The organism is Starkeya nomas (assembly GCF_902703545.1).
Classification (GTDB): Bacteria; Pseudomonadota; Alphaproteobacteria; order Rhizobiales; family Xanthobacteraceae; genus Ancylobacter; species Ancylobacter moscoviensis.
The window spans coordinates 2,045,204-2,071,776 of sequence record NZ_CACSAS010000001.1 but is presented as its reverse complement, the minus strand read 5'-3'; the positions used below and the strand labels follow the sequence as shown (position 1 = coordinate 2,071,776).

Annotated in this window: 24 protein-coding genes; 1 reads left to right on the top strand and 23 read right to left on the bottom strand. The window is 66.9% G+C overall.

Translation table 11 applies throughout. The features are described from left to right. Nucleotides 1–77 precede the first annotated feature (77 nt). From STARVERO_RS10025 to STARVERO_RS09925, 21 genes are all read right to left on the bottom strand, one after another. A complete protein-coding gene (locus STARVERO_RS10025; RefSeq protein WP_159598744.1) occupies nt 78–326 on the bottom strand; it encodes a hypothetical protein in 249 nt (82 codons plus the stop codon). After that, on the bottom strand, nt 323–991 hold the full coding sequence (locus tag STARVERO_RS10020; protein WP_159598743.1) for a lysozyme: 669 nt from the start codon (nt 989–991) through the stop codon (nt 323–325). The genes STARVERO_RS10025 and STARVERO_RS10020 overlap by 4 nt, the downstream gene beginning before the upstream one ends. Before the next feature lie 400 nt (nt 992–1,391). Then, a complete protein-coding gene (locus STARVERO_RS10015; RefSeq protein WP_159598742.1) occupies nt 1,392–2,321 on the bottom strand; it encodes a class I SAM-dependent methyltransferase in 930 nt (309 codons plus the stop codon). 69 nt (nt 2,322–2,390) lie between these two features. Beyond that, entirely contained in the window at nt 2,391–4,385 is a 1,995-nt protein-coding gene (locus STARVERO_RS10010; protein WP_159598741.1) for a glycosyl hydrolase family 28-related protein, read from the bottom strand. A 76-nt stretch (nt 4,386–4,461) separates the two neighbouring features. After that, nucleotides 4,462–6,951 (bottom strand): hypothetical protein, encoded by a 2,490-nt coding sequence (locus STARVERO_RS10005; protein ID WP_159598740.1) that lies wholly within the window; start codon nt 6,949–6,951, stop codon nt 4,462–4,464. After that, nucleotides 6,944–7,243 (bottom strand): Lar family restriction alleviation protein, encoded by a 300-nt coding sequence (locus STARVERO_RS10000; protein ID WP_159598739.1) that lies wholly within the window; start codon nt 7,241–7,243, stop codon nt 6,944–6,946. Before STARVERO_RS10000 ends, STARVERO_RS10005 begins: the two co-directional genes overlap by 8 nt. Beyond that, a complete protein-coding gene (locus STARVERO_RS09995; RefSeq protein WP_159598738.1) occupies nt 7,236–9,716 on the bottom strand; it encodes a hypothetical protein in 2,481 nt (826 codons plus the stop codon). Before STARVERO_RS09995 ends, STARVERO_RS10000 begins: the two co-directional genes overlap by 8 nt. Next, nucleotides 9,713–11,857 carry a hypothetical protein gene (locus STARVERO_RS09990; protein ID WP_159598737.1) on the bottom strand — a complete coding sequence of 715 codons (2,145 nt, stop codon included), beginning with the start codon at nt 11,855–11,857 and terminating at the stop codon, nt 9,713–9,715. The genes STARVERO_RS09995 and STARVERO_RS09990 overlap by 4 nt, the downstream gene beginning before the upstream one ends. After that, entirely contained in the window at nt 11,857–12,450 is a 594-nt protein-coding gene (locus STARVERO_RS09985) for a hypothetical protein (protein WP_159598736.1), read from the bottom strand. The genes STARVERO_RS09990 and STARVERO_RS09985 overlap by 1 nt, the downstream gene beginning before the upstream one ends. Then, nucleotides 12,450–14,927, bottom strand: coding sequence for a phage tail protein (locus STARVERO_RS09980; RefSeq protein ID WP_159598735.1), 2,478 nt, complete (start codon nt 14,925–14,927; stop codon nt 12,450–12,452). The genes STARVERO_RS09985 and STARVERO_RS09980 overlap by 1 nt, the downstream gene beginning before the upstream one ends. Nucleotide 14,928: 1 nt before the next feature. Continuing rightward, nucleotides 14,929–15,549: a phage connector family protein gene (locus tag STARVERO_RS09975; RefSeq protein ID WP_159598734.1), complete on the bottom strand. Its 621-nt coding sequence runs from the start codon at nt 15,547–15,549 to the stop codon at nt 14,929–14,931. 73 nt (nt 15,550–15,622) lie between these two features. Further along, nucleotides 15,623–15,901, bottom strand: a complete 279-nt coding sequence (locus STARVERO_RS09970) for a hypothetical protein (protein ID WP_159598733.1) — start codon at nt 15,899–15,901, stop codon at nt 15,623–15,625. Nucleotides 15,902–15,959: 58 nt separating this feature from the next. After that, nucleotides 15,960–16,853 carry a phage capsid protein gene (locus tag STARVERO_RS09965; RefSeq protein ID WP_159598732.1) on the bottom strand — a complete coding sequence of 298 codons (894 nt, stop codon included), beginning with the start codon at nt 16,851–16,853 and terminating at the stop codon, nt 15,960–15,962. Nucleotides 16,854–16,995: 142 nt separating this feature from the next. Continuing rightward, nucleotides 16,996–17,838, bottom strand: coding sequence for a hypothetical protein (locus STARVERO_RS09960; protein ID WP_159598731.1), 843 nt, complete (start codon nt 17,836–17,838; stop codon nt 16,996–16,998). Further along, the gene (locus STARVERO_RS09955; protein ID WP_159598730.1) at nt 17,756–18,244 is read right to left on the bottom strand and encodes a hypothetical protein; all 489 of its coding nucleotides are present in this window, start codon (nt 18,242–18,244) and stop codon (nt 17,756–17,758) included. The genes STARVERO_RS09960 and STARVERO_RS09955 overlap by 83 nt, the downstream gene beginning before the upstream one ends. Beyond that, nucleotides 18,241–18,408: a hypothetical protein gene (locus STARVERO_RS09950; protein ID WP_159598729.1), complete on the bottom strand. Its 168-nt coding sequence runs from the start codon at nt 18,406–18,408 to the stop codon at nt 18,241–18,243. The genes STARVERO_RS09955 and STARVERO_RS09950 overlap by 4 nt, the downstream gene beginning before the upstream one ends. Further along, the gene (locus STARVERO_RS09945; RefSeq protein ID WP_159598728.1) at nt 18,405–19,991 is read right to left on the bottom strand and encodes a portal protein; all 1,587 of its coding nucleotides are present in this window, start codon (nt 19,989–19,991) and stop codon (nt 18,405–18,407) included. The genes STARVERO_RS09950 and STARVERO_RS09945 overlap by 4 nt, the downstream gene beginning before the upstream one ends. 11 nt (nt 19,992–20,002) lie before the next feature. Next, on the bottom strand, nt 20,003–20,206 hold the full coding sequence (locus STARVERO_RS09940) for a hypothetical protein (protein WP_159598727.1): 204 nt from the start codon (nt 20,204–20,206) through the stop codon (nt 20,003–20,005). Next, nucleotides 20,203–20,598, bottom strand: coding sequence for a hypothetical protein (locus STARVERO_RS09935; protein WP_159598726.1), 396 nt, complete (start codon nt 20,596–20,598; stop codon nt 20,203–20,205). Before STARVERO_RS09935 ends, STARVERO_RS09940 begins: the two co-directional genes overlap by 4 nt. After that, nucleotides 20,595–22,109 (bottom strand): hypothetical protein, encoded by a 1,515-nt coding sequence (locus STARVERO_RS09930; RefSeq protein ID WP_159598725.1) that lies wholly within the window; start codon nt 22,107–22,109, stop codon nt 20,595–20,597. Before STARVERO_RS09930 ends, STARVERO_RS09935 begins: the two co-directional genes overlap by 4 nt. Nucleotides 22,110–22,397: 288 nt before the next feature. Next, entirely contained in the window at nt 22,398–23,006 is a 609-nt protein-coding gene (locus STARVERO_RS09925; RefSeq protein ID WP_159598724.1) for a hypothetical protein, read from the bottom strand. Between the two features lie 579 nt (nt 23,007–23,585). Here STARVERO_RS09925 and STARVERO_RS09920 point away from each other — a divergent pair. Continuing rightward, nucleotides 23,586–24,269, top strand: coding sequence for a DUF982 domain-containing protein (locus STARVERO_RS09920; protein WP_159598723.1), 684 nt, complete (start codon nt 23,586–23,588; stop codon nt 24,267–24,269). Here STARVERO_RS09920 and STARVERO_RS09915 read toward each other — a convergent pair. Next, complete coding sequence (locus STARVERO_RS09915) at nt 24,266–24,712, bottom strand: hypothetical protein (RefSeq protein WP_159598722.1); 447 nt, start codon at nt 24,710–24,712, stop codon at nt 24,266–24,268. The genes STARVERO_RS09920 and STARVERO_RS09915 overlap by 4 nt on opposite strands. Further along, on the bottom strand, nt 24,690–26,558 hold the full coding sequence (locus STARVERO_RS09910; RefSeq protein ID WP_159598721.1) for a hypothetical protein: 1,869 nt from the start codon (nt 26,556–26,558) through the stop codon (nt 24,690–24,692). The genes STARVERO_RS09915 and STARVERO_RS09910 overlap by 23 nt, the downstream gene beginning before the upstream one ends. Between the last annotated feature and the right edge of the window lie 15 nt (nt 26,559–26,573).

Here is a 26,573-nt window from a genome sequence, read left to right as displayed (position 1 = left end):
ACGCATCGACCTGGCTGCTGCCGGCGGCGCGCAGCGCTGCCACGGCTGCCGGCGGCGGAGCCGAGAGGCCAGGGCAGCTACCGGCGACCTTCGTCGTCGCGCATCCGGCCAAGACGCTCATAAGCAGCATCGACGTCAGCAGGCGTGCGGTCGATTTCATCGTATGCCTCTCGTAGCTTCTCGCGAGCTTGGGACTGCTCGGCCCGCACGGCGTTCTTTCCGTCTTCGCGCACCCGCCACCAGGCGGCGAGCAGCGTGCCCATGACAGCGAGCGCTGCCAGCACGTAGAGCTTGGTCTTGTCGAAGAGAGCCAGGAGCCAGCTCATCGGGTGGCCCTGCGGATCGCGAGGAAGCCGATGACGGCGGCCGCGATGACGAGCAGAACGGCAAGCGCGATCTGCACCGGCCCGGAGCCGGAAGCCAGCGCCGCCGCGCCACCAAGGAGGCCGCCGGTGGCCGTGATATTCTCGGTGGTCACGAAGTCTTTCACGGCGCTGCCCGGGGAAGCGGGAACAGTCTTCGACGACACGAAGGATCCCTTGGCCCACAGGCCAGCCTCGGCGGCGCGGCGGTTGGAGAGCCCCTTCATGACCTTGCCATCGTTCTTGTTCCAGCGGGCGAGCTCGCCGGGCACGGCGTCGTAGTCGCCGGCATTCAGCTTCCGCAGCAACGTGGAGCGGGCGAAGGCATTTTCGCCGACGTTGTAGGTGAAGCTGACGAGAGCGCCGAACTGGCTGTCCGTCAGATGAACCTTCACGAGGCGGTCGACCGCCGCGGCGGTTTCGCCGAGATCGTGGCGGAGCGCTGCGTCCGCCTGCGACTGGGTGATGCGCAGGCCCTTGTAGACCTTCAGGAAGCTGTCGGATGTGTGGCCGTAGCCGATCGTCCAGGGCTCGCCGTTGACCGATCCGGGATCGGGGTACGCCGTCAGCTTGCAGCCTTCCCAACGCTTCACGTGTTCGACGATCTCGGGCGTGACGGTGCGAGCCATGCGGGCCTCCTTGATGGAGGCTTCAGCATGCGGTCAGCGGGCGAGGGTCAACCGAACGGTGAGGGCTACCGCTTGGGGCCGGAAATGAAAAAGCTGCCCGGTGGGGCGGCTGCATTTCGTGTTAGTTATTGTCCGCCAAAGCGGAGCCGGGGCTTATGACTGACACCAAGCGAGCTAAGATCACCCTGAACGACCACCTGTCCGGGGCGTATATCGACGGGCCGATAGATTTGGTTTCTGGCCCCTACATGGTGTCAAAGTGCAGGTTCGGGCGTGATGTCAAGATCATATCTGACCACCCGAACCTAGTGATGAATTGCACCTTTCACGAGGATACTCAAAGGGCTGCCGAGATGGCTTCTTTTGTGAGCCCGTCCAAGATAATCAACTGACAGAAAGTTTATAGATGCGCTACCAACGTGTTTCCACAGGCGAACTCGGAAATGCTGGTGTCTTCATACATGTCAAGCACGCTTGACCAAAACTCGCTACCCGGTTTCTCCGACAAAAGATCTCTCACGCTCATAGACATGATGCGATCTCGCATGTTTTCATCTGGACAATCATTGACAAATTTACCAAGAAGCCAACTTATAGTGTGATCCGGAGTCTGATTTCTTAACGTTCTTGCGATATCTACTGTAAATCCGGCATTCTTGAAGATCGACACCAAGCCCTCGCGGGTCGTGTTGAAATAATGACTTGGATACCCATGGACAGGCTGTAAGAACGGCCAGTCGATCCATACCTTGCCGCCCGGCTTGAGCATACGGCGCATTTCTTGCACCACAATCCACGGTTCAGGCACATGTTCAAGCACCGCAAAACACCCGATCCCGTCGAGAGAGGCATCAGCGATAGGATATGTGCAGGCCGGCTCCATGATAATATCAGCGGTTATGGAAGGATAGACTTCTATATATAAGCAATTAGGAAAAACCCGTGGCCGCAGCCCGCATCCTAGGTCAAGATATAGATTGTTCGGGTTGGCATAAATCTCATCAACGAATGGGCCAAAATCATTATTGGCCGATTCTGAGGCGTACTCGCTCAATGAGGCTGGAATGCCACCATAATATATTGGCATTGAGCCATCTGACCTGTATCCATTATACAGAATAGGCGAGAATCGCAAAAGCTTATCAGATCGATATTCGCTTCCAGGCATGAGAAGTCTGTTTACTTGGCGGCGTCCTTCATTCGCCCCGAATTCTTTGAAATGGATCGCCGGATCGACGCCGGCTTCCATTACATCCGAATTTGCAATCAGGTACGCTACGGGATCAAAGGTGTCGTGCGTCGCGGGCTCGAATGTTTCTATTGGTTGCATATAACTCCTCCTTCGCTTGAGGATTATGCTACCAGCCCTAGTGATAGTTTAGAAGTCCCGATAAATTCATCAGACAGGGACGTTATTTGCATTTACGGATCCCGTATCCAAGGATATTGAACCATCACAGAAGTTGCCTGTCACAATTGATGCTCCAGTTCCCGGCGCGGCGTAGACAGAGGTAAATCGACCCCAAATGAAATTATCAGATACTTGTAAAAAAGAACCCGATTGCATATGTATATTAGTTCCGTTTGCGTTATCGTTTCCATTCATATGATTTCCGATAAAGCGGATCGCTGTAGACCTCTCAATATACGCATGATAAAATGCGATGTCATCGCCGTCTTGATATAAGATATTATTTAATATCACGAATTGATGAAAGTCTCGGATATCGATCCCGCGCCGGACATTGCCAGAATGACAATTTACTATGTAACCGGCAACACCGCCGGTGCCGACCGTGCCTGAACTATTAGCCCACACACGAACAAATTCGTTACAATGTAAGCCTGTAACTCCAATTATGTTAAACCCCTCAAGTGCTCCATGCTTTACTATGGCTACATCATAAAACGAAAGCCAACTATTCATAATTCGAAAGTCTACAGTCCAACCTTCAATCAATATTCCGCGCCCTGCATTTTCAGAATACTTTCCTCTACCAGTAAAATTATCGACAGAAAGAGTCGCTACATTCTTTACATACAAGGCATTAGAAAATCTCGCCTTATCCTGAGACACGTTTCCAGATCTATAGTTGGATACAGTATCAGTCCCATCAACGACAACATCTCGAATTGTAGCATTCTTCCACGAGGATCCCCCATTGTCCGGGAAAATAATCGATATACCGGTCTGAGATCCTGTCGTAGACATAGAAATAACACTTATTCCGTATATATTTACATTATGTGCCATGTCGTTTGTGGCATATATAATACCACTAAGCCCGGGCGCAAAAAATAAAAGTGCGACCTTTATTCCTGAGCCGGATATTGTGATGGATTTGTTTGATATCATCCATGGTGACGCAAAATAGTATTCCCCGTTAGGGATATATATATGTCCACCAATGGTTGGGACGAGGGATGCGCATGCGTTGAAGGCGGGCGCATCGTTGGTTGTACCGTCCCCGACTGCGCCAAACCAGCGTACATTCCATGCGCCGTTGGTTGCGCGAACCCACGCGCCGGAAGAGGCCGCCACGCTATTCGCCTTGATGTAGATACCTTCCTGGATATCTGCTGCGATTTGGGTCGAATAGTTGCCGTTGCGCCAGACAAACCGGCCTTCGCGACCCGCTTCCGATAGATACGCGGTTTGACCCGGAGCCGGCGGTGGGCTTGCCTTGAGAAGGGAGCGTGTCGGATAGGTTGTTGGTACAGCACCTTCAGGAAGCGGGTGGAACCCCTTATCGCCTTCGGTGTTGGTGCCATAGTAGCAGAGGGGTGATGTGTCTGCGGCGTCGCCGACAAGCGAGATGGTGCGATCGTCGGATAAATTACCGCCGCCAGTGAAACTGCCTGTAGTTGCGATCTGTGTCGATGAGTTCGCCTTCCATGGCGCTAGGCCCCAGACGCGATTGCCGTCAAAGTCGGTCGAAAACAGCAGGTGCGGCGCGAGTTCGCTTCCGTCATTCCCGAGGTTGCGCAGCACGTCGAGAGCTGTGTCGAGGTCGCGGCGGTTCTCCTGCGCCCAGATGGTCACGCGGTCGAACATGCGATTGAGTTTGAAGCTGTCGATCGCCGCCGCCGGCACCGGATCCATCACGTTGGCGATCACCGCCGCGCCGACGATCCGCACCCGGGAGCCGGCCGGCCGCGGCGCGAGAAACACCACCGATCCGCCCGCCTCGTGCGGCGGCGCCGGCGTCAGCCCGTAGTCGAGGTCCAGCGTCGCCAGCGACCAGTTGTCGGGATCGTCCGCCGGCGCCGTCTCGACCGCGAGGTCGCCGGCATCGAGCAGGGCGAAGGCGTAGGTGAAGGTCGTCTGTCCCGCCGATGCCACATAAGGGCCGGCGATGCGGAGGACAGGGCCGATCGGGAGGATGCTGGACATGGGGCCTCGCGCTGCTGGGTTTGGCCCTTGCAGCGTGAGGCCGGCCGGAGGGGGTCAACCGAGCCGGGAGAGGGGTTTAGAAGCTCGGCAACCGGTCGGGCGTGGCGTCGCCGGGCGACCACCAGAACCCCTGGTCGCGCTCGCGCCGCGCGTTCTGCACCTGCCGCTTGAAGCGCTGGGCGGCCTTCGAGTCGGTGAGGTGCTGCAACTGGTCGAGCACGACGCGGTTATAGGCGGCGCGGGCGTACCAGATGGAGCCGCCGGGCGTGTAGTTACGCAGCAGCCGCAGGCTCTCCTCGGCAAGGTTCGTCTTCTCGCCGGCGAGCAGCTTGCGCAGCTGGCCGCCGGTGGCTTCCCAGACGTCTTCGACCGCCGCCACCTCGGGGCCGGCGATGGTCGCGGCGAGCGAGTTGCCGAAGCGGCTGTAATCGGCGAACAGGAAGTCGCCGAAGATGCCGAGGCCGCCGCCCTGGGCGAGCGCGGCCAGCCAGAAATCGTTGGTGTCCGGCTTCTGCGGATCTCGCCCGTTCGAGATCTGCTTCAGCCACATCCCCAGCGCACCGCCGAGGGTCAGCGTGACGAGCAGCCCGCCGGCGTAGCCCGCCCCGCGCGCGCCACGGCCGGCGCCGACCTCGGCCGCCAGGCGCGCGCCCTGCGTCATGGCGATCGACACGGAGAAGCCACGGAACATGGCGGCGGAGCGGCGCAGCTCACCCCACAGCGTGCCCGGTGGCGTCTGGCCGATCATCATGGCGCGGCCGCGCGAGGTGCCTGATGGCACCGCGTATTCCGTCTCGGCCAGGATCATTTCCAGCCAGCGTTCCGCGACCTCGCGGGCGCGCGGATCCTCGATCGAGGCGATGTCGCCGGGGCGCAGGAAGCGGGCGCCGTCGATTTCCTGCGGCGCCGCCTTCTGCATCAGCGACCAGTCGCCGGCGGAAAAACCGTAGCCCTCGGCCGCGCGGCGGAACTCGGCCGGCAGGGCGTCCCAGCTCTCCTCGAGGCGATTGCCGAGAAAGGCCTGCATCTCGCGGCCGAAGCTGTGCTTGGCGGCCTTCGTCCAGGCTTGCAGCCCGTTCCAGGCAAGCACCCGGTCGGGCAGCCAGCGTGTCCATTCCGGCCCGCCGAGAGAGCCGGCCCAGCGTGCCTGCTCGCGCAGCACGTGCATGGCCTCCTCGTTGATCAGGCCGGCCGCGACAGCCTCCCGCCGGGCGGCGCCACGGAACTGGCCGGCGATCGACGACAGTGTGTTGGCGGCGGGCAGGCCGATGAACTTGCGGGCCACGGCGATGGTGGCCGGATCGCCGGACACCGCCGACAGGGTGGACGAGCCGAGTTTCGCCGCGACCATCCAGTTGCGGATCCCGGCGCTTACCCCGGCAAGCCCTTCGTTCACCGGCGCCACGCCGCCGCGCAGCTCGCCCCACAGCCCCTCGAGCTCGGTCACGGTGAGGTTGCCGGTGGCGCGGATGCCGAGGCCGGGATAGCGGCCGGCCTTCAGGCGCGAGGGCTTTCCGGCTTCCGCCAGCGCGGTTTCCTTCTGCACGGTCTGCTTCAGCCATTCCACGGTCGCGGACGGGTTCGGGCCCAGCACTTCCATGCCGGCGATGTCGCGCGCCATGGCGTTCACATGTTCCATCATCGTGGCGAAGGCATCCGGCGAGCCGAATTCCTTCTGGTAGGCGAGCCAGTCATCGGCGCTTTTGAACACCAGGAAGCGGTGATCCGTGCGCTGGTTGGCGACGGCGCCGCGGCCGAAGGGCACGCCGGCGGGATCGCGCCGGTTCCAGCCATCGGTGACGATGCTGTCCCAGACCTCGCCGAGCACGGATGCCAGCTCGGCCGGCGGGATCGCATCGCCCGTGAGCGGGTGGACCATGCGGGACGGATCGAGCCGGGGAAGCGTGTCGGCGATCCAGCCCTCGCGGCCGCGCTTCATCACCGCGCGCCGGTCGTGGCTCTGCGGAAGCCCCCAGTTCTCCAGCTTCTGGATGGCGCCGCCGGCGGCGTTGAAGCGCTGGCGCAGGCCATCCGACACGCGCTCCCAGGTGCGGGCGAAGCCCTGCGCCATCGGATCGCCGCTCGCCTCGCCGAACAGCTCGCGCACCACATTCTCAAGGCGCGCCCAATTCTGCCGCGTGCCGAGAAAGGCCGTGCGGCGGAACTCGTGCAGCAGCTCCTCCATCTCCGCCTGCGCCATGCCGACGATCGACTTGAAGCGGCCGGCGACGGAGGAATATCCGGCGCGGCCGTAGTGCTCGAGCAGGTTGATGGAGGCGAGGCCGATATCGGGCGCGCCGGAGGGATCGCGGAAATCCGCGAGCTGTTGTTTCAGCCGCCGCTGCGCCGCGATCGTCAGCAGCGCCTTGCGCTTCTTGTGCTTCGCTTCAGCCTCGAGGCGCTTCAGCAGCTCGGCCTGGGCCGCGGCGCCGGCGGCATCCTCGCCCATGCTGGCCGCCTTCTGCGCGCGGATCCGCTCGAAGGCGGCGCCGAGCTCCTTGGCCTCGTCCCGCGTGATGACGTCGCCATCGATCATGTTGCGCAAGCATTCGGCGAAATCAGCCACGACGAACAGCCTTCTCCGCTAGCTGGGCCAAACAGGTGAGAGCTTGGCGGTCGGCGCCTGGAAACAGGTCCATTACGCCATCGACCAGCACGGTCATGTCGAGATCCGGGCGACGGTTCCATTCATTCGCCGCGTTGGGCCGGGCATCGTCCATGAGGGGATAGTGCTTGCCACTGCCCATGCCACATCTGGTACAGGCTACGGCAACGAAGCGACCGTGATCGTCGAAGTCCTCGACAAACTCCGCGGTTCCGTAGCAGCACGGACACCGTTTCAGTTCGATTTCAGCCATTGTTCTCGCCTCCCATGGCGCACTGCTTCAGGCCGAGGAACATGTCCTCGGAGTGGGTCACGTCGTCGAGCTCGCGCTGCTCGGCCGCGATCGGCTTGCGCTCCTGGTCGAACAGGTCGCCATAGAGCGTGTCGGCCTGCACGGTGGCCTCGCTGCCGGTAGGATCGTCCATGACGACGCGCGCCGGCGCCGGCGCGTCGGTCGCCAGCGCGACCAGGCCGCGCTCGTCCACCATGTCCGTCACCTCGCGCACGAACGCGTCCGTCGCCGCCGAGATCCTCTGCCCGCCCGCGAGCGCCTGCGCGGCCCGGTCCAGCGCGCTCGAGACGGGCCCGTGCCGCAAGGCCAGCTTCTCGATCGCCGCGATCGCCTCGCCGGCGGCGTCGATCGCCTCGCGCGAGCCGGCCTCCTGGATGACGTTGCCGGCCCCTTCGAGCGCCTGCCGCGAGGCCAGCACCGTGCGGAAGGCGCTCTTTTCCTTGCGCAGCGCACCGAGCGCCTTGTCCAGCACCCGGGCACGTTCCGCCACCAGCGGGATGCTGCGCTCGAAGACGCCGAGCAGGGTTTCCTGTACCTCGAGGCGCGCCGGCGCCCGCGCCATGTCCGCCACCATGTAGCGGGCCCGGCTCGTGGTCAGGTCATCGGCGGCGGACAGTATCTCGATCGCGGCCGGGTGCAGCGCCTTGTCGGCCATCAGCTCGCCGACGACGGCGGCATGATTGGGCGCGATCGAGCCGTTGACCACCATGCCGAAGGCGTCGTCGGAGAGACGGGCCAGCCCGCGCGCCTGGCGCATGTGCTCGGATCCGGTCGGCACCGAGCCGTCCAGGATGGTCGGCCGCTCGCGAAGCACGCGCGCCGTGTCGACCACGTCGCCGGAACCTTCCTGCAGGTTCTTCTTGGCGGCGATCGCGCGCACGTCGGCCGGGTTCCAGCCGTCCGCCTCGCGGAACACGAAGGCATTCAGCTCGATGCGGTCTTCCCGCCCCTCCTCGAGGAGACGCTGCGCGAGACCGAGCCGCTGGTGTCCGTCGGCGATGACGCGATCGCCGCCGGCGCGCTCGAACACCACCACCTTGCCGGAGGCGAGGTTGTCCCAGCGCGTGACGGAGCGCAGGCGCTCGGTGACGCCCGAGGCGTCGCCGCCGCCCTTGTACTGGAAGGTGCCTGCATCCGTGCTCAACCGGGCCGCGTCCACCGGCTCGAATGTGACCGGCTTCTTGAGATAGTCGAAGCGCTGGCCCGGCGCCGCGTCCGGCAGCGGCGGAGCCTCCTCCCGTCGCACCGGCTCGAAGGGCAGGGGCGGCAGCTCGTTGCCCGGATCCTCGGCGAACCGGACCGCCTGGGCGAAGTTCCGCGCATGGTCGGCATCGGCCACGCCCTCGGGGGCAAGTCCGCGTACCAGGCGGTCCGCCTCCAGCGCGTCCGCAGCGGCGATCGCGGCCGGATCGAGCGCGTCTCCGGCATCGCGCGCGGCGCGGATCAGCGCATCCTCGTCACCATCGAGCGCGGAGAGGATCGTGGATGGAGCGGCGTCAGCCGGCCGCACAGCGACGTTCGCCGTTTCGGCTGGGGTGATGGCCGGAACATCGTCCATCGCCGCCGTTGGACTCGGCAGGGGCCTTGCCGGGGCGCTCGCGCGGCCGAAGACCGAGCGAGCGACGCCGGGCGCTTCGATGCCGGCGCGGATCGCCCCTGCGAACAGGGCGGCGCTGCCGACATTGGCGGCCGCCTCCGCAAGGCCGGCATCGAGGCCGAGCTCGCGGCGCCACGCCATGATGGCCGGTTGCAGCGCGGCCTCGCCGGCGGCGTTCACGACGGCATCGCCGAGCATGTTGCGCAGCACCAGCCAGCCGCCGGTGCGCGCGAAGCCGATCGGCCCGGTGGCGGCCGCGATGCCGACATTCAGCGGATCGCGCAGCGCGCCGGCCATGCCGCCGGCGAGGCCCGCGACGAAGCCGGTCACCGGCCGGCCCTCCGCTGCCGTGGAGGCGCGGCGCGCGGCGTCCCTGCCGATCGTGTAGGCGTCCTCGAGCAGCGGCCGGTCGGCGGCAATGGCCGCGCGCTTGCTCCCCTCGCTTTCCGGCAGGCCGTCCGATATCTCGCGGAGCCGGGCGGCGAAGCCCTGCTCGGCATGGCCGATCAGCGCGTCGCGGGCGGCGGCGGGGCCGGCATCGGCGGCGAGGCCCAGTTCGCGCGCCTGGGCGATCCACTGCGCCGGCGGCGTGGGAAGACGCAGCGGGTTGTCGAGCCGCACGCCGGTCGCCTGGAACACGGCATCTATGCGCCGGTCATAGGCTTCCTCGAGCGCGTTGGCGCGGCCGACCGTGTTGTCGACATAGATCGCGAGATCTCGGTTCGCGGTGTAGGCCTCGGACGCGGCCTCGAGCAGGCCGGTGTCGGCCGGCGGCCGCCGGCGCTGTTCCGGCGGCACAAGTGGCGCGGGGGAGGGATCGTCGTACCAGAAGCTCACCGATACGCTCCCGGGACACGGGCGCGCAGGGCCGGTTCGAGCGCGTTCAGATCGAGCGTCCAGAAGCGGCCATCGGGCGTCGTCACATACTGGGGATCGTCGCTGGCGGGATCGCCCAGCGCGACGCGGTAGCGGCCGGGGCCGACCGCCAGCAGGCGCGCGCCCTGCAGTTCCCGCGCCGAGATCACGCCGCCGAGATCTTCATCCCGCACGGCGCCGATCACGTCAGAAAACCGATCCGCGCGGACGTCGGTCGGCACCACGACCTTCGTGCCGTCGCGGAGCCAGCCGCCGCCATGCGTGCCGACGCCGCCGTACTGGATGCCGTTGCGGTCGAAGGTCGCGCCGGCGGCCTCTTGCAGCGTGCGTTCGAAGACCGCCTTGCTGTCGGCGTCGCCGAGATCCGGCGCAAGGCCGCGCCGGAAGGCACGGGCCTCGAAGGCGGTCTTTGCTGTGGTCTCGGCGCTGCGCAACGCCTCCGGTGACGCCGTGAAGGCTTCGCCGAGCACGTTGTTTGCCATGTCTCGAAAAGGCTGCGGTTTCCATGTCGGCGGCTTGAACGCGGTATCGCGGCGCATCGCGACCGCTTCGGCTACGTCGCTGGCGAGCTCGGGGGATCCGCCGGCGAGCATCACGCCGCCGACATGGGCAAGCACGGGGGCGGATGTCGAGACCTCGCGCAGCACGGCCGGCGCCCGGGAGCCGAAGCCGTTGGTGATGCCGTTGACGGCGGCGAGCATGGCTTCGCCGCCCTGCTCGATGTTGCGGGCGAGCGACGCTTTCTCCTGCGGGCGGAGATAAACCGCCGGCGTGCCGTAATGGGAGGCGACCGCCTCGGCCGCGTCGGCGCGGGCGGCGAGCGAGGAGGGATCGGCGAAGTCGATCGCGGGCACGCTGGCAACGCCGGCGCGATCCGCCCACCCGAGCGGATCCTCCTTGAGCTGGGTGGACATGGTGCGCAGGAAGGTGTCGGCCCGCTGGTTGCGCGCGGCGGAAAGCGTGGTGGCGCCGGTCTCGGACGTCTTTGCCTTCATCGCGGTGATGGAGGTCTCGGCCTCCACCGCCGGGCGCGCCGCGAGCGTGTGGAACCATTCGGCCTCGCTGCGCAGGGCTGCGACGGTCTCGTTTCCGCCGGGCACGGCCGCCGCAGCCGTATCGATCGCCTTCCACTGGTCCGGCGCGATGCCGTAGCCTTCCGAGGCCAGTTTCTGGATGGCCGTGGCCTGTGTCTTCAGCGTGTTCTCGACGCGCGTCGTCGCAACATTGTCGGCGCTGAGCTGGCGCTCGAAGGAGCCGAGCAGACGTTCGTAGCCGTCGAGGTCCAGCTTTCCGGCGAGGCCCGTACCGGTCTTGTAGTCGGTGGTGAGCTGATCGATGAACGTCTTGCGCTCGGCAGGCGGCGCGCGGTCGAAGGCGCCCTTCAGATGAGCGGTCGCCCGGTCGCGCTCGAGCTCCGCCTTGACGCGCTGGGTGGCGCCGGGCGTGATCGCGCCGGAGGCCTCCGCGCGCTCGGCGATCTCGCCGACCTTCTTCACTTCCTGCTCGGTCGCCTCGAGGCCGTCCTTGTCGAGACCGAGGGCGTAGCCCTGACGCTCGAGGTTCGCGCGCCCTGCGGTCAGGGCGTCGGTTGCCGCGGCCGCGCTGACCTGTCGCTGCCGTGTCTGCGCGTCGCGCTCCGCCGCCCGCACGAGCCCGAGCTCGACGCGGGAGAAGGATCGTTCGAAGGCCGCTCGGGCGACAGGATCCGGAAGGACGTCGCCAGACAGCATCTGCTGGCGCAGATCGCCGAGACCGGCCTTGAGCGCGGCCGGGTCGTTCTGGTGCTGCAGCGCGAGTTCGTCGGCCTGACGGTACATGCTCGCGTCGAGCTGGTCCGCATAGGTGCGCAGTGCCGCCTGATCGTAGGCGTCGCCATAGGTCGAACCGGATCGCCGCAGGTTTGGCTTTCCGGCGAGCGCGTCGCGGGTGCCGGCGAGTTCGCCCTCGCGGGCCGCCGCGCGATCGGCCTGGGCGCCGAGGCGCCGGGCGAGGCCGTCGAGCTGCTGCGCCTCGCCGGCGATGGCGGAAGATGCGCCGGGAACGGCGGTTCCGAGCTGGGCCTGCCCGGTGAAACGTTCGATGCGAAGCGTCCCGCGTGCCATCAGGCATAGCTCCCGGCAAGACCGATCAGGCCTTCTCCGAGCTGCAGGAAGCCCCCGAGCTGGCCGGCGCGTCGCGCCCGTCGCGCGGTGCGGCGGTAGCCGAACTGGCGGGCGTCTTCCTGCAGGCGGTCGATTTCGCTCTCGCGCGTCAGATCCTCGAGCGTCTGCGACCGGGCGTCGGCCGCCTGGCCGTAGGAAAGATCCAGCCCGGCGGCGGCCGCCGCCACGTCGTTGGCGCCGAGCACGTCCAGCGCCTCCCGGGCGAACCGCGTGCGGCGCTGGGCCCCTGCCGCGCGATCGTCGAGTGCCGCCGTCTCGATCTCGGAGGCCCGCTCGTCGCCGGCCGCCATGGTGCGCATGGCGGACAGCACCGACGTTGTCCCGGACAGGATCGACGCGGCGGTGCCGACGCCGCCCAGCACCGACGCGAGACCGGCCGGCACGCCGGCGGCCGCGGCAAGGCCCGCCGACCCGGAGCCGGCAAGGAAGGTCGGGACCGCCAGCGCGCCGGCGCCACCGACGATCGGAACCGCGGCGGCGCCGGCGGCGCCGGCACCCGACAGGGCGGCGAGGGCCGAGAAAGCTAGCTCCATCAGGTGTCTCCCAGTTCGCCAGTGATGGCGCGAAGCGTGATGCGGCCCGGGCGCGTCTGCGTCACGACCATGGACGGGCGCTCCTGGTCGCCGTCGATGCCGTCCCTCTCGCAGAGGCCGGTGAAGCCGGCGGCGAGCTCCGGCACGTCCATGGAGCTGCCGTAGCGGCGCAGCGACATGTCTTCGGCGGGCTGGCCGTTCGCTCCGAGCGCGAGCGAGGTGGTGTCGGAGATGGAGGCCCGCACCGTGTGAAAGCCGATGTCGGATTGCGTGACGATCTCCGGGCCGATCTCGCGGGTCGGCGGCAGGGTCTCTGCATAGAACGGCGCCCACCGTCCGATGGTCACGCCCGTGACGGCTTCGGGCAGGATGACGGTTCCGCCGGCGACAGTGAAAGGCCCCATCACCTTGCCGGCGTCGGTGATCGCCCAGACGGAAGCGCCTTCATGATCGGTGAGGCCGGAGACGACGTTGGTGGCCACGCCGAAGTTTCGCGTCACCGCCTGGTCGACGAGCAGGCCTTCCTCGAAGCGCTCGACGAAGGGCACGAGCTGGCCGGCTACCAGGCGCTCCACGACGATCGTCATGCGGTTGGCGGCATTAACGTTGACGGCTCGCACCAGGCCATCGGTCGTCACCCGGGCAAAGGCGGTGATGTCCTGTTCGCGCAGCAGGGTGATGAGGCGCATCGCCCCGTCTCCCTGCACCAGGGCGAGCACGTTGGCATCGTTGTTGCCGTCCGAGCGCTTCAGCGCGAGGTCGGTCACGTCCTTGACGAGGTGCGACGCCAGCAGAGACAGGCGCGCCGTGACATAGGTCTGATCGACCTCGTTGTAGCGGAACTCGCAGATGACCGAGCCGCTGCGGTCGGCGAAGATGGCGGCGCCTTCGTTCTCGACGATCGGAACGCCGGGCGCGCATCCGTTCGATGAGGCCTTCACTGGGTTGAGCGGCTGCTCCTTGCTGATGACGGAGTTCGAGACCCAGTATTCGGCCCGGCTGGTGAAAACCAGCAGCGCGCGCGTCGACAGGAAATCCTCGATTGCCTCCTCTTCGTCTGTGTCCATGGGGGCGATGAAGGGTGCCGCCGCGTTCGACAGGTCGGTGTTGAGCTCGTAGGGATCGCCGGTCATCGAAGCGACGATGGCATTCGCCACCTGCGGAGCACCGCCAAGCAGCAGCCGCTGCTGGTAGAAAATGCCGGCGGCCGGCCAGCCGCGCGCGCTCGAGAAGATCGGCTCACCGCCGAAGCGCCCGCGCGTCATCCGGCTCCAGCTCACCGCCGCGTCGCCCTTGTTCAGCACGCGGGCATTGGTGATGGTGATCGGGCCTTCATTGCCCTCGCCGTTGAAGGTGATCGTCGCCGTGCCCGACGTGCCGGCGCCGAGCACCGTCACCGTGACGCCCGGCTCGATGCCGTCCAGGTCCTCGATGGCGGTTTTCAGACGCCCGTCGAGGCCGACGAAGCCGGCCATCAGCACCGATCCGCTCTCCTCGCCGTCCACCGTCGTGGTAAACAGCGTGAACTCGTTCACGTTCACGAAGTTGAGCCGCCAGACGGCGCGGACGCCGTTGCCATACTCGACGTCGCCATAGTCATGGAGCGGAACGTTGACGAAGGGCGCCGGGCCGCACTCCCATTCATAGGCGCTGTTCTCGCGGAAAATCCGCCACGGCTCGCGCGTCGGCGTGAACATCAGCGCGGTGTTGAGCCTCTGACGCCAGCGGCCGCGCAGCTCGGCCGCCGTGTGCGGCAAGGAAAAGCCGGCGATCCAGCCGCCTTCGGCGGCATAGACGTCGCCATGGCCTTCCATGAGCACGATGTCGTAGGCTTCAGCGCGCGAGAAGCCGAAGGATCGCAGGCGCGAGGCGCCGTAGCTGCCCGTTTCCTGCAGGAAGCGGATCTCGCGGATCTCGACTTCCATCGTTGTCGTGAGACCGTCGACGACGACCCGCCATGCCTGGGCGAGGACCGGGTACGCCGGCGGGGCACAGAAGCGGCGCGTTCGGTAGCCCGTGACCAGCTTGCAGGCGGTGCCGAGCGTCACCCAGCCGGCAATGGTCTGATACTCGACGCGAAGGCTGCCGCCGCCCGCCGAGCAGCGATAGAGCATGGCGTCCACGGCCGACACGGATACCGGCGCCGGAAATACCGTGACGAAGATCACATGTGGCCCGCCGGACAGAGCGGAGGTGGTGAGCGAAGAGCCGGTGTCGCCGTCGATCGCCGCCGCCGCGCTTCCACCGCTGGGAGCGTCGACCGTGCCATTGGTGGGGATGCCGACCATGATGCCGCGTCGGCGCGAGATCTGCCGCGTGTACGGACGCTGCCGCGCCGGCCCCTGCGGCGTGACGACCATGTTTTCGGCGCGGCTGAGGCCGGTGCGGTAGTACTTCAGGTTCTCGCGGTCGGCGAGCAGGTCGCCGAGCTCGCCGCTGGCGAAGGAGGACTGCTTGCGCCCGGGCTGACCGGCCATGTCACGACATCCAGGCGGAGGTCAGGGGATCGAAGGCGCGCACCGGATGCTCGATCGAGGGCGTGGACTGTGCGTCGTCGAGGATGGCGGCCAGCATCTTTCCGCCCCGCCCGTTCATGGAGGGCGGGCCGAAGGCGTCGACCCGGAACTCCGCCGCGAGCTGGCGGTTGCGCTTCAGGCTGGCGGCGAGGTTGGAGGCGAGGGCGACGGTGAAGGCCTCGCGGAATGGGCCGCTCCACAGGCGCGGCGGCGCCTTGACGCGGATCCGCGCGAAGAGCGGATCGTCATCGGCGTGGACCTGGTCGCCCTCGAGCAGCCAGGAATGGTAGAGCGCGTCGGGGTTCTTGACGTCCGCGATGATGGCGCGGGGATTGCCGATCCGGTCGCCCGGCAGTGCGAAGACGTAGCGATAGCCGGTGAGCGGCACAGCATTCGCCAGCCGCGAGAGCTGCCGGGTCGACAGCGACCAGGAGAACCAGTGCAGCCCCAGCATGAAGGTGAGAACGCGGTCATAGGAGAGCTTGACGCCGGCGGCCGTCGAGGTCTGCGCATCGACGCTCTGCAGCGGCGTGGCTCCGACGAGCCGGGCGGCCTCGTTGACGATGTCGATCGGCTCGAGCATGGCGGCCTCGCGTCAGGATGGAGCCCCGGCGCCGGATGGAGGGCATCCGTTGCCGGGGCAGTTGGCCCAGGGATCAGGCGTTGGCGATCTGGGTGGTGGTGACGTTGCCGGCCGCCGGCACCGTCGCGAACATGATCGAGCGGTAGAAGGGCGCGCCGTCCAGATCGCCGGAGATGTGGACGATGTCGCCGACGCCGATATGTGCCCGGGCCGTATTCCAGTAGCCGGCGGTGTTGACCGTCGCCCAGTCGTCGGTGGTGGCGTAGTGCCACATACGGCAGGTGCGGGCGCCGGCGACCTTGAGCGCGGCGCCGGCGCGGTAGGCGATGAGGCTTGCCAGTTCGAGAGCCATGGAGGTGTCCTCGTGTGTGCAGGGGGAAGGCGCCGGGAAGTCTCCCCGGCGCGGCGCGTCAGACGACGGCTTCGGTGCGCTCGACCGGGCGCTGGATGATCGAGTTGGTGGCGTAGTGCAGGCGATAGATGCCGGCGGCGCCGGGATAGAGCGCCATGGAGGCGGCCTGAAGATCGAAGCGCGTGGTCCAGCAGCCCTTGCGGTTGTCCCAGTCCATGGTCACCTTGCCCTCGTAATTCGTGGCATAGCCGACCGAATTGCGATGGTAGATGAAGCCATAGGCCTGATTGGCGGCCGGGATCAGGAGCTCCTTCTTCTGGAAGGGGATCCAGTTCACGTTATTCCAGCGCTTGCCCTGCGTGCCGACGGGAAAGCCCAGTCCGGCGGCGCCGACCCACTCCGCGCTGTTGAACTCCTTCCAGAGCATCAGAAGGTTGAACCAGCGCCAGGAGATCACGGCGGTCACGTTGCCGTCCCATTCGACCTGGTCGTCGTCGGCGAGCGCTTCGCACGCCACCATGGCCTCCGGCAGGCCGAAGTCGCCGGTGCCGTCGCCGAAGGTGCGCGAACCCGCCGCGACCACGGCGTCGTTCATGACGTTCATGATGATGCTGTCGGACTTGCGGCCCACGGCCGCGCCGCCCGCCTGGTGAGCGGCGGCGCGCTCATTGGCGGTCATCTTGGTGAGATCCTGCTCATGGATCTCATAGAGCGCGTCGTAGTCCTTCAGGTCGGTCGAGAGCATGCCCTGATTGGGGTTCGCCGGCGGGGTCTCGCCGCCGCGCGTCTTCTCCTGCATCTCGAAGGTCCCGAAATAGGGCCACTTCACCGTCTTGCCGGTGATGCTGCCCTCGGGCGTGACGGTGGACTTCAGCTTGAAGCCCTTGGACTGGAAGATATGCCGCACATTGGAGCGGTATTCTTCGACGAACCAGTTGGGTGCCAGAAGCATGGCGGGGGTCCCTTGTTGGAAGATGGCTGTCTTCCGGGGACGAGGGCCGCTTGAGGAACCGGGGTTTCAAGGCCGGGCCGCGCGCGGGGCATTCCCTGGAATGCACCGATCCTCGCGCGGCCGCGGGCCCGTCAACCGAGCGTCAGTTGCCGTAGAACTGCTGAAAGGCCGCATCCACCTGGGCGCGGAAGGCCTTGTCGTACTTGGGCGAGTAGGGCGAATAACGCTCGTCCGCCGTGGCGGCGTCCAGTTTCTCCTGCGTCCAGCCGCCCGTGTCGCCACCGTTCACGCCCGGCAGGGTGAAGCCGGGCAGCTTGCCCATGGCGCCGGACAGGGCGGTGACGAGCTCGACGCCGTCCGCCTCGTCCACCAGCGCGCCGAGCAGACCCTTGGCACCGTCCGAGAGCTGCAGCTGTTTGCCGAGCACGTCGACGAAGCCGGTGGCATCGGCGTGCGCCTTCTGCACGATCGGCTTCGCCTCGGCCCAGCTCTTGCCCGGCGCCAGCCGGTCGGCGAGCGCGCGGACCTCGGCCTCCGGCGAATAGACCGGGCCCAGCAGCTTGGCGTCGATCGCCTGCTCGTAGAGCTGGGTGACGAAGCCGCTGAACTGGTCCTTCGGCATGCCGACCGCGTGCGCCACCTTCTGGGCGATCTTCAGCATCGGATCGGCGGCGGCGTCCTTGAAGTACGGCGCCAGCTTCTCGTTCTTCGAGGCGTCGAAGGCGTATTCCTCCGGCGTCTTGCCCGGCTGCGGCCGCTTACCGGCTTCCTCGCGCAGGCCCTTCCAGGCATCGGCCACCTTGCCGAAGGTCTCTTCCGGCGTGGCTCCGTACATGCTTTCGGGCAGGAAGTCGCGCTTCCACGGATCAGTGGTCGCCGGCGGCGGCGTGCTGCCGCTCCCGTCAGCCGGCGGAGGGTTTCCGCCGCCGCTGCCGGTGTCGGCGTTGCGTAGCACCATCTGCCACAGGCCCTGATACTTCCACATCGTTCTTCTCCTGGGGTGCGGGGCCGACGGGCATCTTGCGGCCCTCGGCGATCAGCTTGAGGATCTTCCACACGAGGGCGTTCTCGCCCTCGCGGCGGGCGGCGTTCAGCGCCGTCTGGTCGATGGGCAGCCCCAGCGCGACATACTGCAGCGGCTGCAGGATGGTGGTGTCCACGAAATGCTCGAGCAGGAGCTTGAAGTCGTCATTGCCGGCGAGGCGCATGCAGGCCTCGGCGAGACGGTTGCTCCGCGCGGCCGCGAGCGCGATCGCCTTCGGGTCGCCCTTGGAGACGCCCGGCGCCAGGTGTTCGAACCACTCCCAGCCAATGCTGTCCGCCTGGGCGATGAGGCGGCCCATGTCGAGCAGGCCGCCGGCGGCGCGTTCGGGGTGCAGGAAGTCGCTCATGCCAGCGCCTCGGAGACGAGCCTGCGAACTGCGTATCGGCTGGTCACCATGGTCCAGCCATCTGCAAAACGCACTCCAACCGAGTTCATGGCGCCGCGTGCAAAAACATGACAGAGCTCCCCTTTTCGCCCGCAGCGGTCCCAGCGAAAGACGTGGTCCATCATGCCAGCGCTCCTACAGCTGCGTTGGCCGGCGGCGCGGCCGGTGGCTGTTGTGCCGTCTCGCCCGCCGCCAGCACCTTCGCCACCAGCTCGCGCACCTGCGAGGTGATGGCCTCGCGCTCCTGGTCGCTGGGGATCCAGTTCTCGGGGACGCCGAGGCCGCGCCCGACATCGATGAGCGCCTCGACCTTGTTCACGACCAGGTCGGAATAGGGGCCGGCGATCGCCATCGCCATCTCGATCCACTGAACGCCGGCCTGCGCCCGGGCGGCGAAGCGCGCCGTGGCGAAGGGGGAGGTGACCTGCGTCTTGATCAGCAGCTGGTCGATCTCGATCATGTTCGGGATGACCTTGGCGTCGTAGCAGATCTCGAGCGCCCGCTGGCCGGCCGGCACGACGATCTCGTGCACGAGCCGGCCGGCCGCGCCCTGATGGTCCGAGGCGAGGCGTTTCACGCGCTCGAGGATTTCCGTCGCCGAGCGGACGGCGGCGCCATCGGGCGGCAACGATTGATCCATGAGCGCGGACTGCACGCCCATGCGCAGCTCGTTGAGCACGATGTTCGACAGGTCGAGCCGCGGCTCCGGCAGGCGCGCGATCGTCGGGCCCATCACGCCGCCGCCGTTGCGCGCCACCTTCCAGAACTGGCCGGGCGCCACCACAGAGGTGGCGGGGTTGAAAACGCCATCCTCCACGGCCGTGTAGATGCCGAGCATGGCGATGGCGGCGGCCTTCAGCGTCAGCTCCTGCGCCTTGTTCAGGGTCTTGATCGCCGGCATGGCCTGCAGGATCGGCCCGCGTCCCCAGGTCTCGCCCGGCACGCGGAAATAGCGCGGAGTGAGCCAGGGCGACGTGCGGTAATCCCGGGTCCAGAAGGGAAGCTCGTCACCCGCATGCGAGCAATGCAGGGTCCACCTGCCGGTTTCATAGTCGAACGTGGTGTCCTGGTGGATCTCGAGCTCCGCGTCCGGCTTCTCCGCGATCTTCCTCGCGAGCTTGTCGGACAGTTGCGCCTTGGGCCACGCCGCCTTGATCAGGCGCGCCTTGACCTTGCGGCACCAGAAGCGGCCGATGATGTCGCCGAACAGCCCGAGCTCGAGCAGCACTTCTTCGGCCGGGACCGAGGCGAAGCGCGCCAGAACGCCCCGCTTCTTGTCCAGCTCGGAACCGTCATCCATGATCATGGCGCCGGTGCCGAGCTGGAGATCGAGGCACATCTCGTGACAGGCCATGTCCCATTCGCCGGTCTGGAACAGCGAGCTCGTCACCTCGCTGATATTCGCGAGATGCTTGGTCAGGGGGCCGCGCTCCCGCTTCGGGACGAGCGGGCCTGGTGCGAACCGCACCCACTGCTCACCGGGCGGACAGAAGTCCTGCTGCAGCCGGCCGGCGCCGCGGAAAGCGGAAACGGTGGCCGTCATGTCGAAGATGCGGTTGACCCGCTTGTCGCCCTTGCCGGTCTCGCGGATGCCGCGCCGGAAGGGGATGGCGAAGTCGTAGCCTTCGTCATAGAGCGGCTTCAGCACCGCCCATTCCTGACCGGCCTGGGTGCGGCGCTCCTTCAGCTGCTTGACGGTGAGCGTCACGCGCGTGCCCCTCAGTTCAGCGAGGCCTGACCCGCGTCATCGTTGAGATAGGTGAGGAGCTGGCGGCCGCGCCGGCGGCGGGGGCTGCCGGAAGCGCCGACCTCGCGATTGGCCTCGCCTTCGCGCGCCAGCATCGAGGCGAGCGCCGCGCCCTGGGCGCTCTGCTGGGCGTTCTTGTTGGTGTCGCCGAAAAGGGACTTCGTGACCGAGCTCATCGGGAACCTCTCCAAAGCTCCAGCCCGTCAATGGCGATGACGCGGCGCAGGCCGAACAGGCGCGCGATGCGCGCTCCCGCCGGCGTGCGCACGATGGTCTCCACCGGGCGAGGGTCAGATTGCGGCAGGTCGGCAAGGGTCAACCGAGCCACGCGGTGCAGCTCGAGCATGTGACGGCCGGCGTCGGGGGCCGCATGAAACCAGCATTCCCAGGCATCGCCGGTCGGGATGAAGCCGCCACAGAACAGGGCGCGTGCGTCATCGCCGCACGCGGCATAGGACGGGCCGAGCTCGAGCTGACGGCAGAACGCCACCCACAGGCGGGGATCGAGCTCGCCGCACACCTCGGCGAGATCCACACGGGTGCAGGGTCCGTGCAGGGTGAGCTTCATATGGCGAACACGTCGAAGTCGCCCGGGCGCGAGCCCGCCGGCGCCGCTGCGGGGCCGAAGCTGCCCGGGCGGCCGGCACGGGCGGCCTGGGCATAGAGCGGCATGCGGCCGACCAGCTCCAGCACCAGGTACTGAAGGGCATCGTGCGGATGCGAGAAGTCGTTCTTCTCCGCCTTTTCCTTGAACGGTGCGTTCGGATCCTTGCGCTGGTTTTCGAACCGGTAGCCGTAGGCGAAGCCCTGGACGAGCTTCTTGCAGTGCGGCGACACGATCAGCCCGGGTGTCTGGCCGTCGATCAGCGTGGTGAGGCGCAGGCGCACGCCCTCGAAGCGCAGCGACGGCTCATTGGTGAAGCAGGGCAGCACCGGCCGTCCGAGAGCCTTCGACACGATGTCGAGCCAGGCGAGCTCGCCCGCTTCCGTATCGGCGCCGAACTGGGCTGAGGGATCGCCGACGGCAAGACGGATGTCGAAGCCGCGGTAGCGTTCCATCAGCAGCGCCACCAGCATCTCCGAGAAGCGCGCCGGTCCGCAATTGTGGCCGGGCACGAGCTCGTCCAGCACGCGGATCTGCCCGTTGGGCATCTGCTGGGCGATAACGGCCGCTGGCGTCATCCCCGCGTCGGTGCCGATGCCGATGGGGATCCCGGGCAAGGGATCGAGCTTCCTCGGCGCGACATGGAGCGCATCGTTGAACTCGGGATAGACGGGCGTGCCGAAACGGGAATAGCCCCACAGATTGTCGATGAAGCGCCGCTTCCACCAGTCGGGCTTACCCTCCATCATCCGCTGGTAATAATCGCGGGGAAGGTTCTTCAGGTTTTCGGCGCCGCGATCGAGGCCGCCCGGCTGCCGGTAGAAGGCCCAGCCCGGCGGCTTCAGCTCCACGAGGCCGGCCCGGCCGTGCTGTTCCGAGCCGTGCAGCCAGTTGTCGATGTCGGGCATGTTGAAATCGGCCATGACCTGGCCGGGCGGATCTATGCCCGGCGGCAGCAGGCGCTTGGACGGGTAGCGGCGGATACGCTGGGTCAGGTAGTCCAGCACGTCGCGCACCATCAGATCCGCCTCGTTCATCCACGCCCAGCTTCCTTCCCAGCCGCGCAGGATGTCCTCTACCCGCTTGTCGCCGATGCCCACGAACTCCGTCACGCTTTCCAGCATCCGGTCGCCCGGCAGACGGAAGCGCAGGGTATGCACGGCCGGTCGGTCATTGCCGCCGGTGTAGGTCCAAGAAGGATGATCCTTCGGGAACCAGGTGAACCAGCTCGCGAGCGTGGTCTTTTCCAGCGTGCGGAAGCTGTCGCGCACCACGACGCCCTTCGACCGCACGACGCCGTCAAGGCAGGTCGGCATGGAAGCGCTGAAGGCCTGTGACGAGAAGATGCACGTCGTGGTCTTGCCGCCACCCACCGGGCCACCGATGCCCTTGAACAGCGAGTGGAAGTCGAGAGCGAAGGCTTCCGCGATCGGGCCGGGCGGCTCCCAGGCATTCAGAATGCCGAGATCGGTCATTCCCCCGACCCTTTCCCGGCCTGGCTGAAGGGCCCCGCACCCCTCATCCCCCGCCCGACGAGGTCCGCGTGGTCATTTCGGCCCCAAACGCTGATCGGTGTGCGAGCGCAGAGGCGGGCGGGCAGGGGCCCGGGGGCCTTCGGGGGGAGGCCTCGGGCGCCGCGGCGCCGCGCGCATGGGGGGGGAGGGGGTGCGGCGCCATGGGTGCGCGAGGCCTCCGCCTGATCGTGCCGGACGGGCTCGCCACGCGCGCGCGAGGGGTTGACACCATGATTTTCCATCATGGGTTCACACGTCCGTTTCGTCAGCATCATCAATGCCTTGGTTGCTTTCGTGCGACCCTTCGCCGTGCGACCCGTCGCGCTCGCTTTCGCTAACCCCTTGATATTGCAGGGCTTGGCTGGCAATGGTGCCGATCGACAGGACGCGCGCCCCGTCACCGGCGGACGGCGTGCCAGCCTGCCCCCCGAAGTTCATGACCAGCGTCGGCATCGCGGTCTCGCCGTGCTCGTCCACCGCCGCCTGCTTCGCCGCCACGTACGGCGCCACCGCCTCGGCCGCGCGGATCTGGCGATCGAGCGCCGCCTCCGGCTTGCAGCCGAGCTCGCGCGCGAGGTCGTGAACCGACATCGAGTAGATTTCCGCCAGGGCGAGCAGCGGATGCTTGTGCTTGGCGAGGATTAGCCGACGGATGTCGCGCGTGACCTTGTTCTGGGCCCCGGCCGGCCTTCCCGCACCCTGCCGTTTCGCGATCACGTTTCCGACCGGCGTCTCAGCGTCCGGGTTGCCCAGCAGGTCGAGCTGGGCCGCCGCGCCGCTCGCCGGAATTTCCGGCGACGGCGTGCCACTCAACACCCCTGAGACCACGGCACCAACGCCGTGCTTCGGCTCGCTCACCTATCCACCCCATTTTTAATGTGGTGTCGCGAGTGTCGCAGCAGGTGTCGCGCGTCAACTGATCAAGATCATTGATGTTTTTAAGTATTGAGACACCTACGACACTTGAGACACCTATCTCTCTCATGACGCACGCGCGCGCGTATATGTAACGCGCGCGTCTGGTGTCGCACGTGTCGCACGTGTCGTAGCCTTGATTTCTCAGGGGAATTTCCGCTCGGCGGTGTCGCAGGCTGGTGTCGTGGTGTCGCACCCCCAGCCCGTCGCCCGGTCAGCATGCCGGCGATGATCGACCGTAGGGCCGCGCCACCCGCGTCAACTGTCCGCCCTGCCGCAGCGCCGCTGGATCGACCTTTCCGTTAGAGACGGCGGGGCGGACGGCCGCATGCGCGCCGTCAGGCGCGCCATGGAATGGACCGGCCGCGCGACTAGCGCGGCTCCGATTAGAAGCCTTGGGCCCGGGTACGGGCGGGCCATTCCGGGTGCTCAGGGCGAGGGTGCGGGCAGCATGAGCCGCTGCGCTCTCCCGGCTTGTTCTCTCTTCGTTCTCATGCGATCAGTGCGGCGAGAGGAGCGAGCATGGAAGAAGACAGCGCGCCCGATGTGCAGCTCGGCGTGATCTGCATCGAATGCAGCTGCGGCCGGCGCTCCTGGCGCCGCGACACCGAGTGCGGCTTCCGGCCGCTCCGGGAGCTGCAGGCGCTACTGCGCTGTGATGGATGCAGACGTAAGGGAACCGCGAAGCTATCGCGGCCCATCGAGCTCGTCGAGGTCGCTCGGCCGCATGAGGAGAAGCGCAACTTCACCGTCGAGGAATGGGACGAGGTCGGCGACCGCCCGGTGGTGCTGCTGGCAAGCGCCAGTGATTTCCACGCCGCGCAGGGCGCCTATCTCGGCGCGCGGATCAGCCGACCGAAGAAGGCGATGATGCTGCGGCAATGGGCGCGGGTCGTGAACTGGAGCCGGCGCGAGACGCTGGAGGAAACCGCCCGGCGCATGGTGCGTTTAATCGCCATGTCGTACCTGCAAATGGCGCCGGTGACGGTATGGGAGACGAGCTCGGCCAGGCGCACGCTGACCGACGTCGAGCGCGCGGCCAGCATGCTGCTCACCAAATGGCCGAAGGCCTGTATGGACACGGATCTACACCGCGCAGCGCAAGTCGCCGCGCTCGAGGCGCTGGGCGGCCATCTGCCGGCCGAGGATTTCCGCACGGCCTTCGTGGCGGCTGCCCGCGAGGCTGAAGTGCTGGTGGACGGCTAAGGTTCGAACAGATCCCCGATCGCCGATCTTGCGCGCCTGGTCGCCACCGCGTTCGCCCGCCGGTGCGTCTGGTCGTGCCGGTTATGGCATCGCTGGCACAGGAAGCTCAGATTGTCGTCGTCGTTATGGGCCGGATCGTGATCCAGGTGAGCCGTCGTGCAGACGATGCGGATGATGCGCAGCTTCTCCCATCGCCGGCCGTCGCTGCACCAGGCTGTTTCGCCCGGCTGGGGCCACACCAGCCGGAGGCCATTGTCGCCGAGCGGCAGCCGGGGCAGGAAGGTGCCGTCGCGGGCACGCCCGCCGATCGCGCCGTTGCCAACGCCGCACCCCTCGCAGCAATTGCCCGCGCGCTGCTGGATCCGGGCGCGGATCTCGCGCCACTCGGCCGAGCGGATCGACCCCCCGGGATAAAGCGCCTCATTCTCCGGCTTGATCGGCATCCCCACGCTCCCGCGTCATCAGGACATTGAGCTCGCGCAGGTTCACCAGCGTGCAGCGCCGCTCGATGCCGCTGATGCGCTCGCGGTTGAAGCGCTTGTCCTTGAAGATCACGCCCGTGTGCTCGCCCTGGCGGAGAGCGTGCGCCCACACGCCGGTCGAGCCGTCACCGGCCCACACCTCTCCCTTGAAGACCTGGGCGATCATCTGCGAGGTGTTCGGCACGAACAGCACCTTGCCGCCGATCTGGTTCGGCAGCACGTCCTGCGCCTCCCGCACCTTCAGGTCGATCTGCGCCAGCAAATCATTGGCTTCCTTCATATTGACGGCCCCATCGTTGAGGTCATCGAGCAGCTGGCCCACCGTCTGCCGCATCCCGCCGCGCCACGCATCGATGCGGGCGGTGAGCAAGTGGTTGAGGCAGCGCCGCCAGTTGTCGCCGGCGTCCTCGTGCTCGGGCAGGGAAGACGGGGCGAGCATGCGTCCCCAGTCGTCGAGGCCGCGCTCGATCGTCGGGAGGCCCAGCTCCTCCAGGAGAGCATCGCCGAGCAGAATATCCGCACAGGCGAGCAGTGTGCCGAATGTGTCCTGCCCGCGCGCGTCGTGGCCGCCGCGCCCCAGCGCCTCGCGATACGCCTGGTACGTCTCGTCGAAAGCGTGCCAGCGGTCGATCAGCCGCCGCAGCACCATGCGGCCAACCGTGTCCTGGTCGACGATCGCCGGCTTGCCGGCATACCCGGCGCCGCGCGGCCGAAGGTGGACGATCGCCATGCGCGAGAGATCCTGCGACGGCACCGGCGGCATGTTGATCGCCGACATGAAGAAGCAGTTCTTGGCGGTGAAGGACGTGCCGACATGGTTCGATCCGCCGCGGAACTGCACGGCGCCGGAGGCTGCGAGGCGGGCGAGGGCCACCACGCCCTTCACCCGCTCATTGTTGGCGCCGGCCTCGAGCTCGTCGACGGCCACCGGCAGGCTGTCCTGGCCGACGCGTTGATAGATGCCCGCCGGCGTCGTGTCGGCCGTCGCGTGCAGCGCGTCGCCGAGCGTGCCCTTGACGAGGGTCTGCAGCGTCGACTTGCCGACGCCGCGATCGCCGACCACGAAGACCATGGGGCGCCAGGGCAGGGCGGCGCCGAGGAACGCGGCCGACAGCCAGCCCAGCACGATGATGGGGTCGATTTTCTGGCGTTCGAAGGTGAAGTTGGCCAGCGCCTGCAGCAGGCCGGTCGACTTCAGCATGTCGTCGGTCACTTCCTTCGTCCACGGCTCCGGTATGCCCGGCCGGCGTGGATAGAACTGGCCGTCATAGTCGCCGGTCGGCTGCTCGCGGCCCTTCACGAACAGCACTTCGCCGGAGTGATACACGAAGTTGCCGGCCCGATCGGTCCAGCCGCCGAGGCCGCGCACGCGGTTGCCGGCCGACCACATGCCCTTCTCGCCGGCGGCGCGGTAGAGCGCGTCGCGCACCGCCACGGTGTCGAAGCCGTCGACGTTGCCTTTCTTGCCGATGCGAGGAAAGGCCCAGTACAGATAGCCCATCCGGTTCAGGAACAGGCGCTGCACCTTGCTCTGGCCGAAGGCATGGTCGGTGATGCTGGCGAGCTGGCCCAGCGCGTCGATGACGTAGAGCACGTCGCCATCCATGCCGAGCACCTGGACGGGGCACTCCGGTGGCATGCCGTCCGGCCCGGCAAGATGCTGCCACTTTCCCGGCGGCACGCTTTCGCTCCGGAACGCCATCGCCTCGCCGAGCAGCGGATCCTGCGCCCGTCGCCGGCGACGGAGCTTGTTCTGAGCATCGCCATAGCTCGCGGCGATCGCGTCGGTTCCGGTGGCTGCGGACATTCAGGCCTCGGCATG